11 protein-coding genes are annotated in these 12,235 nt (G+C 72.1%); 7 read left to right on the top strand and 4 right to left on the bottom strand.

Annotated features, from left to right (window positions below; genetic code table 11):
• Nucleotides 1-424 precede the first annotated feature (424 nt).
• From EST54_RS17715 to EST54_RS17700, 4 genes are all read right to left on the bottom strand, one after another.
• The gene (locus tag EST54_RS17715) at nt 425-1,270 is read right to left on the bottom strand and encodes a DMT family transporter (RefSeq protein ID WP_129248611.1); all 846 of its coding nucleotides are present in this window, start codon (nt 1,268-1,270) and stop codon (nt 425-427) included.
• A complete protein-coding gene (locus EST54_RS17710) occupies nt 1,267-1,785 on the bottom strand; it encodes a YbaK/EbsC family protein (RefSeq protein WP_239013232.1) in 519 nt (172 codons plus the stop codon). The genes EST54_RS17715 and EST54_RS17710 overlap by 4 nt, the downstream gene beginning before the upstream one ends.
• A gap of 87 nt (nt 1,786-1,872) precedes the next feature.
• Complete coding sequence (locus EST54_RS17705; protein WP_129248609.1) at nt 1,873-3,525, bottom strand: penicillin-binding transpeptidase domain-containing protein; 1,653 nt, start codon at nt 3,523-3,525, stop codon at nt 1,873-1,875.
• A 153-nt stretch (nt 3,526-3,678) separates the two neighbouring features.
• Nucleotides 3,679-5,433: a dolichyl-phosphate-mannose--protein mannosyltransferase gene (locus EST54_RS17700; protein ID WP_129248608.1), complete on the bottom strand. Its 1,755-nt coding sequence runs from the start codon at nt 5,431-5,433 to the stop codon at nt 3,679-3,681.
• Between the two features lie 88 nt (nt 5,434-5,521).
• On the opposite strand from EST54_RS17700, the gene rsmI reads away from it, so the two are divergent.
• From rsmI to EST54_RS17665, 7 genes are all read left to right on the top strand, one after another.
• Nucleotides 5,522-6,415 carry a 16S rRNA (cytidine(1402)-2'-O)-methyltransferase gene (gene rsmI, locus EST54_RS17695; RefSeq protein WP_129248607.1) on the top strand — a complete coding sequence of 298 codons (894 nt, stop codon included), beginning with the start codon at nt 5,522-5,524 and terminating at the stop codon, nt 6,413-6,415.
• Nucleotides 6,416-6,587: 172 nt separating this feature from the next.
• Nucleotides 6,588-7,040, top strand: a complete 453-nt coding sequence (locus EST54_RS17690) for a hypothetical protein (protein ID WP_129248606.1) — start codon at nt 6,588-6,590, stop codon at nt 7,038-7,040.
• A 33-nt stretch (nt 7,041-7,073) separates the two neighbouring features.
• On the top strand, nt 7,074-7,949 hold the full coding sequence (locus EST54_RS17685) for a TatD family hydrolase (RefSeq protein ID WP_129248605.1): 876 nt from the start codon (nt 7,074-7,076) through the stop codon (nt 7,947-7,949).
• A 178-nt stretch (nt 7,950-8,127) separates the two neighbouring features.
• Nucleotides 8,128-9,282: a resuscitation-promoting factor gene (locus tag EST54_RS17680; RefSeq protein WP_129248604.1), complete on the top strand. Its 1,155-nt coding sequence runs from the start codon at nt 8,128-8,130 to the stop codon at nt 9,280-9,282.
• A gap of 22 nt (nt 9,283-9,304) precedes the next feature.
• A complete protein-coding gene (rsmA, locus tag EST54_RS17675; RefSeq protein WP_129248603.1) occupies nt 9,305-10,255 on the top strand; it encodes a 16S rRNA (adenine(1518)-N(6)/adenine(1519)-N(6))-dimethyltransferase RsmA in 951 nt (316 codons plus the stop codon).
• On the top strand, nt 10,252-11,157 hold the full coding sequence (locus tag EST54_RS17670) for a 4-(cytidine 5'-diphospho)-2-C-methyl-D-erythritol kinase (protein ID WP_129248602.1): 906 nt from the start codon (nt 10,252-10,254) through the stop codon (nt 11,155-11,157). Before rsmA ends, EST54_RS17670 begins: the two co-directional genes overlap by 4 nt.
• A 163-nt stretch (nt 11,158-11,320) precedes the next feature.
• A complete protein-coding gene (locus tag EST54_RS17665) occupies nt 11,321-12,226 on the top strand; it encodes a polysaccharide deacetylase family protein (protein ID WP_129248601.1) in 906 nt (301 codons plus the stop codon).
• Nucleotides 12,227-12,235: the final 9 nt, after the last annotated feature.

Raw genomic sequence — 12,235 nt, 5'->3', positions numbered from 1 at the left:
CCCCCTCCGGCCCACCACCTCCCGTCCGGGAAGGCGACCCCCGTCCGGTGGGAGTGCAGAAGAAAGACAAAGACCAGAAGCTCGGCCCGAGTAGAACAGGGCCGAGCTTCTGGTTTTGACAGATCCCCCACCGGACGGGGGTCGCTTTCCCGGACGGGAGGTGGTGGGCCGGAGGGGGTGGGTGTTCGGACGTAAAGCGAAGCAGTCCGAACACCCACCCCCGGAGGCCCGCCACCGGCACCCACCACACACAGCCAGCGGCCCCCGCCCAACCACCCCACCCCGCCGAAGGCGAATCGCACGGCGCCGCAGCCGAGTACGTCCGCCGGGCCGCCAGGCAAAATGGCGCCGCAGCCGAATACGTCCGCCGGGCCGCCAGGCAAAATGGCGCCGAAGCCGAATACGTCCGCCGGGCCGCCAGGCTTCACGTCAACATGAGGCCGATCCCTATCACCATCAACCCCGCTGCCGCGATCCGCGGCCCGCCGAACCGCTCACGGAAGAAGACCGCACCGATCGCGGCGCCGACGATGATGGAGGACTCGCGCAGTGCGGCGATGGGGGCGAGTGGGGCGCGGGTCTGGGCCCACAGGACCAAGCCGTAGGCGAAGACGGAGAGCACCCCGCCGGCCAGCCCGCGCAGTGCGACGGGGCGCAGCTCGGTGAGGAGTTGGCGGCGGCGGGTGGCCAGCGCGTAGGCGGGGATCACGATGCCTTCGAGGAGCATCAGCCATGCGATGTAGCCGAGGGAGCTGCCGGAGGCGCGGACGCCCAGGCCGTCGACGGTGGTGTACGAGGCGATGGCCAGGCCGGTGGCGAGCGCGGCGATGATCGCCGGCCAGTGGGGGCGCGTGCCGGAGCCGCGGATGCCCCACAGGGCGACGCCGACCAGACCCGCGGAGGCCAGTGCCACGCCGGCCAGTGCCCAGCCGTCGGGGACCTCATGGACGAAGACGGCTGCCAGGACGGTGACGACCAGCGGCGCGGTGCCCCGGGCGATGGGGTACATCTGGCCGAACTCGCCCAGGCGGAACGACTGCATGAGCAGGGCCTGGTAGACGATGTGCAGCACGGCGGAGGCCAGGAGGTAGGGCCAGGCGCCGGCGGCGGGGAGCGGGGTGACGGCCGTCATGGCGAGCCCGCAGAGCGCACCGCCGCCGCCGACCAGGGTGAAGGCCAGCAGCTGATCGCGGATGCCGTGGGCGAGGGCGTTCCAGCTGGCGTGGGTGACGGCGGCCAGCAGGACGGCCGCGACGACGAGCGGCGTCACGAGGTGCGCTCGCGCACGTCCACGACACGGCCCTGGGCGTACTCGATCAGGGAAGCGGGGTCGAGCGGGAAGACGGTGTACGGGGTGCCGGCGGCGGCCCAGACCGTGTCGTGCGCGAGCAGCCCGCGGTCGGCGAGGACGCGGGTGCGGGTGAGGTGTCCGAAGGGCGGTACGCCGCCGATGGCGTAGCCGGTGGCGGCGCGGACGAGATCGGCATCGGCGCGGCCGACCGTGCCGGCGCCGAGTTCCGCGCGCAGGCGTTCCACGTCGACGCGTGCGGAGCCGTCCATGAGGACCAGCACCGCCTCACTGTCCGCAGTGAAGATCAGCGACTTGACGATCTGTGCGAGCTCGCAGCCGACGGCCGCGGCGGCCTCGGCGGCGGTGCGGGTGGCCTCGGGGAAGCGGCGGACCTCGACGGTCAGGCCGAGTTCGGCGAGGGCCGCGGCGAATCGGGGGTGAGCCGGTGAGGGGGTGGCGGTCTCCCGGGGGGTGTCGGACGTGGAATCGCTCATGGCCCGCACGCTAGCGAAAGCTGTACGGGCCATGCGACCTTCTTTTGACCGATGAGACGAGGGGCACGCGGCCGTGCCCCCGCTGCCTCAGCCGGCGGTGAGCATCGCGCGGACCAGCGGGCCCGCGTTGGAGCCGCCGTGGCCGCTCGCCGGGACGACGGCCGCCGCCGCGAGGTCGTCGCGGTAGGCGGTGAACCAGGCGTTGGGCTTCTTCTGGTTGTCGACCTCGGCGGATCCGGTCTTGGCGCCGATGTCACCGCTGACCCCGGCCATCGCCTGGGCGGCCGTCCCGGAGGTCGCGGTCAGCTTCATCAGCGACTTCAGACCGCTGAGGGTGGACGGCTTCATCGTGCGGGAGGCCTTGGCGAGCGTCCGGTTGTCCAGCGACGGCGCGACGATGTACGGCTGGTGGAAGGAGCCGGCCCGGACCGTCGCGGCGAGCGAGGCCACATTGAGCGGGTTCATCCGCACCCCGCCCTGACCGATCAGCGAGGCCGCCATCTGGGCGTCGTGCTGCACCGGCACCGCGCCGTCGAAGGTGGGGATGCCGGTCTGCCAGTTCAGACCGATGCCGAAGACGTCCCGGGCCTCGTTGGTCAGGTCGTCGTCCTTGAGGTCCTTGGCGTGCGAGATGAAGGCGTTGTTGCAGGACGCGGCGAAGCTCTGCGCGAAGGTGCCGTGCTTGATCTCGGACTTGTCGAGGTTCTGGAACTTCCAGCCGCCGACGGTCACGTACTTGGGACACGGGTTCTGCTTGCCGGGCGAGGTCAGGCCCTTGTCCATGAGCAGCGCCGAGGTCACGATCTTCATCGTCGAGCCGGGGGCCAGCGACCCCTGGGTGGCCATGTTGAAGCCCTTTTCCGGGGCGTTGGCGATCGCCAGGATCTCGCCGGTGCTGGGCTTGACCGCGGCCGCGGAGGCGGACTTCTTGCCCTTGACCGCCCGCTCGGCCGCCGACTGCATGGCGGCGTCCAGAGTGGTCTTGAGCGTGCCCGGCGTCCCCTTGGAGAGCACCTTCAGCGTCTTGTCGGGCAGCTGGTCGGCGGGCTTGGCGCTCTTGGCGCGCTGGATGAACAGCTCCACGCCGGGCTTGCCGTCGGTCTTGTCGCCGTACTTGTCGCGCAGGCTGTCCAGCACCCCGGCGAGCGCCGGATGCGCCTGCGGGGTCAGCACGGCGCCATGGCGGTCCACGGCCTTGATCGGCGGCGCCTCGGCCTCGCCGGTCCGCAGCTGGTCGCCCTTGGCCAGGCCCGGGTGCAGCACCGTCGGCCGCCAGGCGACCTGCGGCTTCCCGGTGGTGGTGTCCCGCTGCACGGTCGCGGACGTGCGGTACGAGTAGGCCGCTTTGGTGCCCTTGTAGTCGATCTGCGTAGAGACGGTGTACGGCACCTTCTCGCCGTCCGGTGTGCCGGGCGTCACGGTCATCTTGGAGAACTTCGCCTGCTTGCGGAAGGCCTCCATCGCGCTCTTGCAGGTCTCCGGACTGTCCGTCAGCCCGGCCGCCTTGGCGGTGTCGCCGGACTGCCAGGCGGACAGGAACTGCCGGGACGCCGTCTGCACTTCCTTGGCCGACAGGGGGCCGGTCGGCACCTTGGTCCCCTTGTCACCCGACTTGGCATCCGCCGACTTGACCTCGCGCGAAGACGAGTCGTCCGAGCCGAACAGCGTCAGGCCGCCCACAACTCCCGCGACCAGGGCCACCGATCCGCCGATCAGCCCGTACATCACCTCACGGCGCATGCCACCCATTCCCTCCGAAGCGTCGTCCTTGAATACGCACACAAGAACGTGCCTCGCACTCTAAGGGACACGGGGAAACCGTGAGTCTCGATCCGGGCACGGTCCGGTGACGCACTGTTGTAAGCCTGTGACAGAACTGTCGAATAAGCCGGTTCACACCCAGGTGTCGAACCACATCCGGTGGTGCCAGGCGCTTTTGGGGATCGGCATACCCGTGTAGAGCGGATAGAAGTAGATGAAATTCCACACGATGAGGAGGACCAGGACACCGGCGCCCACCGCGCCGGCCGTGCGGCGCCGCTCCGTTGAGCCCGGAGGCCCGATGAGCGCGCCGATCATCATCGCCAGCGCCAGACACAGGAACGGGACGAACACCACCGCGTAGAAGAGGAAGATGGTCCGTTCCTGGTAGAGGAACCACGGCAGATAGCCGGCCGCGACCCCGCAGGCGATCGCCCCGGCCCGCCAGTCCCGCTTGAACAGCCAGCGGTAGAGCACGTAGAGCAGCGCGAAGCAGGCGGCCCACCACAGCAGGGGGGTGCCCAGCGCCAGCACCTCGCGGGCGCAGCCCTCGGCCGCCGTGCAGCCGTCCTGGCCGGCCTTGGGGTCCTCGTAGAAGTACGAGACCGGGCGGCCCAGGACCAGCCAGCTCCACGGGTTGGACTGATAGGTGTGCGGGGTGGTCAGTCCGGTGTGGAAGGCGTAGACCTCGGTCTGGTAGTGCCACAGGCTGCGCAGCCAGTCCGGCAGCCAGGTCCAGGCGCCGGTACGGCCCTCCGGGGTGGTCGCCCAGTCGCGGTAGTAGCCGCCCTTGGTGGCGATCCAGCCGGACCAGGACGCGAGATAGGTGGCGAGGGCGAGGACGACCGTGGACCCGAACGCGGGCAGCACGTCGCGGCGCAGCACCGACCGGAAGGGGCGGCGGGCACCGGCCGTACGGCGGGCCGCGACATCCCACAGCACCGACATCAGGGCGAACGCGGCGAGGTAGTACAGACCGTTCCACTTCGTCGCGGCGGACAGGCCCAGACACAGCCCCGCCGCGATCCGCCACGGCCGCCACCCCAGCCGCAGCCGGTCACCGACCGCGTCGTCCGGGCGGGCCGGGCCCGCTCCGTCCCCGGCTTCACCGGCGAGCGGCAGCGCCGCCGCCAGCCGGGCCCGGGTGCGGTCCCGGTCCACCAGCAGGCAGCCGAACGCGGCCACCACCCAGAACATCACGATCAGGTCGAGGAGGGCGGTGCGGCTCATGACGAAGTGCAGCCCGTCGACCGCCAGCAGGGTTCCGGCCAGACAGCCCAGCGCCGTCGACCGCAGCAGCCGCCGGCCGATCCGGCAGACCAGCAGCACCGACAGCGTGCCGAGCAGCGCCACCATGAACCGCCAGCCGAAGGGGTTCATCCCGAAGGCCCACTCGCCCAGCGCGATCAGCCACTTGCCCATCGGCGGATGGACGACGTACGAGTGCTCGGGCGAGAGCAGCAGTTGCGGCGGATGCGCGACCAGCGCGTCATTGGCGTTCTTGGCCCAGGTGCCCTCGTAGCCGTACTGCAGCAGCGACCAGGCGTCCTTGGGGTAGTACGTCTCGTCGAATATCACCTTCCGCGGGCTGCCCAGGTTCCAGAACCGCAGCACCCCGGCGAACAGCGCCACCAGCAGCGGACCGGCCCAGCCCGACCAGCGCGCCAGCCGGGCCGCCGCGTCCGGACCCGCGCCGAACACCGCCCACAGGCGGCCGCTCGGCTCGGGGAAGGGGGGCACCAGCCGCGCCCGGACATCGGCCTGCGGGCGGGCGGGGTACCCGAAGCGGCGCAGCCGCCGCCGCCACACGGGCGGCCGTCCGGCCGGCTCCGGGGCGTGCTGCGCGGCGGCGTCGGTCGCGGTGGTGTCACTCGTCACGCGGCCCATCGTAGGGAAGCCGCCTGTGGACCTGCGGGGAGCGCCACCGTGCGAACCGGCGGGTCGGGGCGCGGCGCCGTCCTGGGAGGATGGGCGGGTGACTGGAACGCTGGTACTTGCAGGGACGCCCATCGGCGAGATCGCGGACGCGCCGCCGCGGCTCGCCACCGAGCTGGCCGCCGCCGATGTGATCGCCGCCGAGGACACCCGGCGGCTGCGCCGGCTGACCCAGGCGCTGGACGTCCAGCCGTCCGGGCGGATCGTGTCGTACTTCGAGGGCAACGAAGCGGCCCGGACGCCCGAACTGGCCGAGGCGCTGGCCGGCGGGGCGCGGGTGCTGCTGGTCACCGACGCGGGGATGCCCTCCGTCTCCGACCCGGGCTACCGGCTGGTCGCCGCGGCCGTCGAGCGCGACATCAAGGTCACGGCCGTACCGGGCCCCAGCGCGGTGCTCACCGCCCTGGCCGTCTCCGGTCTGCCGGTGGACCGCTTCTGCTTCGAGGGGTTCCTGCCGCGCAAGGCGGGGGAGCGGCGCTCCCGGCTGCGCGAGGTCGAGGGCGAGCGGCGCACGCTGGTCTACTTCGAGGCGCCGCACCGCCTGGACGACACCCTGGCCGCGATGGCCGAGATCTTCGGCGCGGACCGGCGCGCCGCGGTCTGCCGCGAGCTGACCAAGACGTACGAGGAGGTCAAGCGCGGACCCCTGGGCGACCTCGCGTCCTGGGCGGCGGAGGGGGTACGCGGCGAGATCACGGTCGTCGTCGAGGGGGCGCCGGACGCCGGGCCGCCGGAGCTGGGCGCCGAGGAACTGGTCCGCCGGGTGCGGGTCCGCGAGGAGGCCGGGGAGCGCCGCAAGGAGGCGATCGCCGCGGTCGCCGCGGACGCCGGGCTGCCCAAGCGGGAGGTCTTCGATGCGGTGGTCGCGGCAAAGACCGCGGAGAAGAGCGCGGAGAAGAGCGCGGCGAAAACCGACTCATCAGAAGGTAAATGACTGGCCTCGAAGGTAAAGGGTCGGGCTGCGCGATCGGGTGTTTTTCCTGCCGCCGGCCAAAACTGGGCCAATACGATAGAAGCACTACTGCGCTGTGGCCGGAAAAGGCGTTCCCTGGGTGAGGGGCGAACGGTTCCCCGAAGACCTTGTCCAGCGGACAAGAGGAGCGCACATGAGTGAGATCGCGAAGGCCACCGGCGTCACGACCAGCGAAGACCGCACCCTCTCCAGGCCCGAGGCCGCCGCACACGAGGCGTACTCCTTCGCCTGCATGAGGTGCGGCCATGGCTGGGAGCAGGCGTACGAAATAGTCCATCAGGTCGACGGCAAGGGCGATCAGCACGTCGTCTACTACGCCGACGGCGAGCGGGTCCCGTCGCCGCTGACCCACCCCTCCTGCCTGAACTGCGCCAGCGATGTCGTGCGCATCATGCGGTCGGGTCAGGTCTCGATGGTCTCCGACGCGATCGCGAACATGCACCAGCGTCAGCCCGGCAGCGAGAAGCGGAAGGAACCGACGCCCGCGGCGGACGCCGGCGGCAGCGGCAGCACCTCCGAGGGCACCGGCCGCCACCACTGGCACCTCTCCGACCTGCTGCACCCCTTCCAGCACCACCGCAAGTGAGGCCCGCGCCGCGGCCCTCGTAGGATCGCGGCCATGGCACCGCAGGACAAGGACACTCCGCCGCCGCTGCCCGAACCACTCCGGGTGGCGGTGGCGGATTCGCACACCCACCTGGACATGCAGGGGAGCACCGTCGACGAGGCGCTCGCCAAGGCCGCCTCGGTCGGGGTGACCACCGTCGTCCAGGTGGGCTGCGATCTGGCGGGTTCGCGGTGGGCCGCCGAGACCGCGGCCGCGTACGACAGCGTGCACGCGACGGTGGCGCTGCACCCCAACGAGGCGCCCAGGATCGTGCTCGGTGATCCGGACGGCTGGTCACGGCAGGGCGCCCGGGAGGCCGGTGGCGACGCCGCGCTCGACGCCGCGCTCGCCGGGATCGCCGAGCTGGCCGCGCTGCCGCAGGTGAGGGGCGTCGGCGAGACCGGCCTGGACTACTTCCGTACGGGTCCCGACGGCATGGCCGCCCAGGAGCGCTCCTTCCGCGCCCACATCGAGATCGCCAAGCGGCACGGCAAGGCCCTGGTCATCCACGACCGGGAGGCACACGACGACGTGCTGCGGATCCTGCGCGAGGAGGGCGCCCCCGAACGGGTCGTCTTCCACTGCTACTCCGGTGACGCCGCGATGGCCGAGATCTGCGCCGCGGCCGGTTACTTCATGTCCTTCGCCGGCAACGTCACCTTCAAAAACGCCCGGGCGCTGCGGGAAGCCCTCGCCGTCGCCCCGCCCGAGCTGGTGCTCGTCGAGACCGACGCCCCCTTCCTCACCCCCGCGCCCTACCGCGGGCGGCCCAACGCCCCGTACCTCGTTCCGGTCACCCTGCGGGCGATGGCGGAGGTCAAGGGGATGACGGAAGACGCCCTGGCCACCGCCGTCGCGGCGAACACCGCGCGGGCCTTCGGCTACTGAGCGGCCGGCGGCCCGCGGCGGCGGGCCGCCGACGGTCCCGCCCCGCGCCCACGCCCCCCTCGCGGCAACCGGAGCCCCCCGGAACGACCACTATCCGTACTGGTCCGACTTTGGAGAGTTACCGGGCACTCCGCTACATTCCGGCCGTCAACCGCAGCCGGGGCATGTGGAGCGCGCCGTGAGTCATTCGCAGAGCAGCCACCGCGTCGCGCGCGGCCGTCGCAGACGTCGCGCCGAACACCCCGACGCGCTGCGCCGGCTGCTGCCCAGAGCGCTGGTCGTCGCCTTCCTCGCCGGCGGCACCACCGCCTTCATCGCGCACGACAAGGCCGTCCGGCTCACCGTCGACGGCACCCCGCGCACCCTGCACACCTTCGCCGACGACGTCGACGACCTGCTGGCCGACGAGCATCTCGACATCGGCGCCCACGACATCGTCGCCCCCGCCCCCGGCACCGCGCTCGGCAGCGGCGACGAGATCGTCGTCCGCCACGGCCGCCCGGTCGTCCTGACCATCGACGGGCAGCGCCGCACGGTGTGGACCACCGCGGACACCGTCGCCGGCGCGCTCCACCAGCTCGGCGTGCGCGCCGAGGGCGCCGTGCTGTCCGCCGACCGCTCCCGGCGCATCGAGCAGCACGGCATGGAACTCGCGGTCCGCACCGAACGCTCGGTGATCATCGTCGCCGACGGCCGGGAACACCGGGTCCGCACCAACGCCGCCACCGTCCGCGAGGCCCTCGCCGAGGCCGGACTCGCGCTGCGCGACCAGGACACCACCTCGGTGCCGCCGGACAGCTTCCCGCGCGAGGGCCAGACCATCTCCGTGCTGCGGATCACCGGCTCCAAGGAGGTCCGCGAGCAGCGCCTCCCGTTCCGTACGATCCTGCGGGCCGATCCCCGTCTGGCCCGCGGCGTCCGGTCGGTCGTCCAGCAGGGACGGCCCGGCGTGCGGCGGGTCACCTACCGGGTGCGCACCGTCAACGGCGTCCGGCAGAAGCCGAAGCGGCTGCACAGCGAGATCGTGCACGCCCCCCGCCCGCAGATCGTGCACCTCGGCACCATGGTGCTGCCCACCTCCGTCCGCGGCGCCGACCATCTCGCCTGGCACGCGCTGGCACAGTGCGAGACGGGCGGGCGGCCGAACGCCGTCGACGCCTCGGGCACCTACGGCGGGCTCTACCAGTTCGATGCCGGCACCTGGCGGGCCCTCGGCGGCCGCGGACGTCCGCAGGACGCCTCCCCCCAGGAACAGACCTACCGAGCCAAGAAGCTCTACATCAGAAGGGGGGCGAGCCCGTGGCCGGTCTGCGGCCGTAAGCTTCACGGGTGAACGAGCGCACCGAGGCTGTGGCATGAGCAAGAGCACCACCGACGATTCCGGTCCCCTGCTGGGCGCCGCCGACATCCGCGAGCTGGCCGCCGCGCTGGGCGTCCGCCCCACCAAGCAGCGCGGCCAGAACTTCGTCATCGACGCCAACACCGTCCGCCGGATCGTGCGGACCGCGGGCGTGCGGCCCGACGACGTGGTCGTCGAGATCGGGCCCGGCCTCGGCTCGCTGACCCTGGCGCTGCTGGAGGCCGCCGACCGGGTCACCGCCGTCGAGATCGACGAGGTGCTGGCGGCCGCGCTGCCGGGCACCATCGCGGCCCGGATGCCCGAGCGCGCCGACCGCTTTGCGCTGGTGCACAGCGACGCGATGCACGTCACCGAGCTCCCCGGCCCCGCGCCCACCGCGCTGGTCGCCAACCTCCCCTACAACGTCGCGGTCCCGGTGCTGCTGCACATACTCGCCACGTTCCCCTCCATCGACCGCACCCTGGTCATGGTCCAGTCCGAGGTCGCCGACCGGCTCGCCGCCCGCCCCGGCAACAAGGTCTACGGCGTCCCGTCGGTCAAGGCCACCTGGTACGCCGAGGTCAAGCGGGCCGGCGCGATCGGCCGCAACGTCTTCTGGCCCGCCCCCAACGTCGACTCGGGGTTGGTCTCCCTCGTCCGCCGCGAGAAGCCGATCGAGACCTCGGCGAGCCGCGACGAGGTCTTCGCCGTCGTCGACGCGGCCTTCGCCCAGCGCCGCAAGACGCTGCGGGCCGCGCTGTCGGGCTGGGCCGGATCGGCCGCGGCGGCGGAGGCCGCACTCGTCGCCGCGGGCGTCTCCCCGCAGGCCCGCGGGGAGGCCCTGACCGTCGAGGAGTTCGCGCGGATCGCCGAGCACAAGGGACCGGGCGGGGAGCCCGGCATCCGGCAGACAGCGGCTGAGCAGACATCACGGGGAGAGCAGACCTCAGGGGGAGAGCAGGCATGACCACCACCACCTCGATCACCGTCCGGGTGCCGGCCAAGGTCAACGTCCAGCTGGCGGTGGGCGCCGCCCGCCCGGACGGCTTCCACGACCTGGCGAACGTCTTCCTCGCCGTCGGCCTCTACGACGAGGTCACCGCCACCCCCGCCGACACCCTCCGGATCACCGCCGAGGGCCACGACGTCGACCGGATCCCGCTGGACCGCACCAACCTGGCCGCCCGCGCCGCCGAACTCCTCGCGGCCCGCCACGGCATCGAGCCGAACGTCCACCTCCACATCCGCAAGGACATCCCCGTCGCGGGCGGCATGGCCGGCGGCAGCGCGGACGCCGCCGGTGCTCTGCTGGCCTGCGACACCCTCTGGTCCACGGGCGCCTCCCGTTCCGAACTCCTCGACATCTGCGCCGAGTTGGGCAGCGACGTGCCGTTCAGCCTGGTCGGCGGGGCGGCGCTGGGCCGCGGCCGGGGCGAGCTGCTGACCCCGCTGCCCGTCGGCGGCACCTTCCACTGGGTCTTCGCAGTGGCTGACGGCGGGCTCTCCACCCCGGCCGTCTACGGCGAGTTCGACCGGCTGACGGCGGGGACGGACGTGCCGGAGCCGGAGGCCGCACCTGCGCTGCTGGCCGCGCTGGAGTCCGGCGACGCCACGGCGCTGGCCGCGGCTCTGGCCAACGACCTGCAGCCTGCGGCGCTGTCCCTGCGGCCGTCGTTGTCGGCGACCTTGGAAGCCGGTACTGCCGCCGGTGCGCTGGCCGCGCTGGTGTCCGGCTCCGGGCCGACGACCGCCTTCCTGGCCAAGGATGCGGAGGCGGCCGGGCAGGTCGCCCGGGAGCTGCTGGCGTCGGGGACGTGCCGGCAGGTGCGGGTGGCGGGGTCCCCGGCGGCGGGGGCGACGGTGCTCTAGCCCCGTACTTCGCGGGTCGTTGATTCGTATGGACTCATGACGGTCGTCGCGCTGACGTCGGTCGACTTCCCCGTGGCGTGAAACACACCACGCAACCTCGTACGTCTGTTCGTCATCAATCAGGACGAAGCAGTCAAGCGGCGTACGGACATGAGGTGCTGGCGTGGGCGCGAACATCACGCGGTGGCGGCGGATCGCGGTGGCATTGCTCGCGGCGGGGCTGATACCCGGGCTCATATCGGGGTGCTCGACCGCTTCGGAGAAGTCGCCCACCGCGGACAGGGGGAATTCGGCCACGACCCCCGCGCCCGGGGGCGGCTCACATGCCGAGGCCGAGGGCGACGGGGCTGGTTCCGGCGGCGGTGGGGCGGGCTCCGGCGCCGCCTCGGCTGCCGCGTTCCGCAAGTGGGGCATCGAGCCGTTGGCCGCGCCGCCCGCGCCGCCGAAGACCAAGCCGGTGACCCTGCGCGCGAACGGCGACGTGCCCGTGATCAGCGACATCCCGGTGAAGGACAAGGTCGTCTTCATCACCGTCGACGACGGGGCCGAGAAGGACCCGAAGTTCGTGACGATGATGGAGGAGCTCAAGATCCCCTTCTCGATGTTCCTCACGGACTCGGCCGTCAACGGCAACTACGGTTACTTCCAGCGGCTGCGGCAGCAGGGCAACGGCATCCACAACCACACCCTGACGCACCCCAACCTCCGTGCCCTGGGCGCCGCGGCACAGAAGCGCGAGATCTGCGGCCAGCAGGACAAGCTCAAGGCCCGGTACGGCACCGCGCCGCGCCTCTTCCGCCCGCCCTACGGCAACTGGAACGAGGCCACCCGCGCCGCCGTGAAGGCCTGCGGCGCCCAGGCGATCGTGCTGTGGCGCGAGTCCATGCAGATCAAGAACATGCAGTACCAGCGCGCCGACCAGAAGCTGCACCCCGGCGACATCATCCTGGCCCACTTCCGCGGCCCCTCCGAACTCAAGGGCACCACGATGACGGAGATGACGGCGAACATGCTGCGCCACATCCAGGAACAGGGCTTCACGGTCGCGCGCCTGGAGGACTATCTCTAGGGCCCTGGC

Origin of the sequence: Streptomyces sioyaensis (genome assembly GCF_004122735.1) — a bacterium.
Classification (GTDB): domain Bacteria; phylum Actinomycetota; class Actinomycetes; order Streptomycetales; family Streptomycetaceae; genus Streptomyces; species Streptomyces sioyaensis.
Note: the sequence above shows the minus strand (reverse complement) of the source record. Positions and strands in the feature narration are given on the sequence as shown.

Coding starts and splice junctions, on each gene's coding strand:
- EST54_RS17710 (WP_239013232.1), bottom strand. CDS start 1,785: ATGAGCGATTCCACGTCCGACACCCCCCGGGAGACCGCCACCCCCTCA.
- EST54_RS17705 (WP_129248609.1), bottom strand. CDS start 3,525: ATGCGCCGTGAGGTGATGTACGGGCTGATCGGCGGATCGGTGGCCCTG.
- EST54_RS17700 (WP_129248608.1), bottom strand. CDS start 5,433: ATGGGCCGCGTGACGAGTGACACCACCGCGACCGACGCCGCCGCGCAG.
- EST54_RS17690 (WP_129248606.1), top strand. CDS start 6,588: ATGAGTGAGATCGCGAAGGCCACCGGCGTCACGACCAGCGAAGACCGC.
- EST54_RS17685 (WP_129248605.1), top strand. CDS start 7,074: ATGGCACCGCAGGACAAGGACACTCCGCCGCCGCTGCCCGAACCACTC.
- rsmA (WP_129248603.1), top strand. CDS start 9,305: ATGAGCAAGAGCACCACCGACGATTCCGGTCCCCTGCTGGGCGCCGCC.
- EST54_RS17670 (WP_129248602.1), top strand. CDS start 10,252: ATGACCACCACCACCTCGATCACCGTCCGGGTGCCGGCCAAGGTCAAC.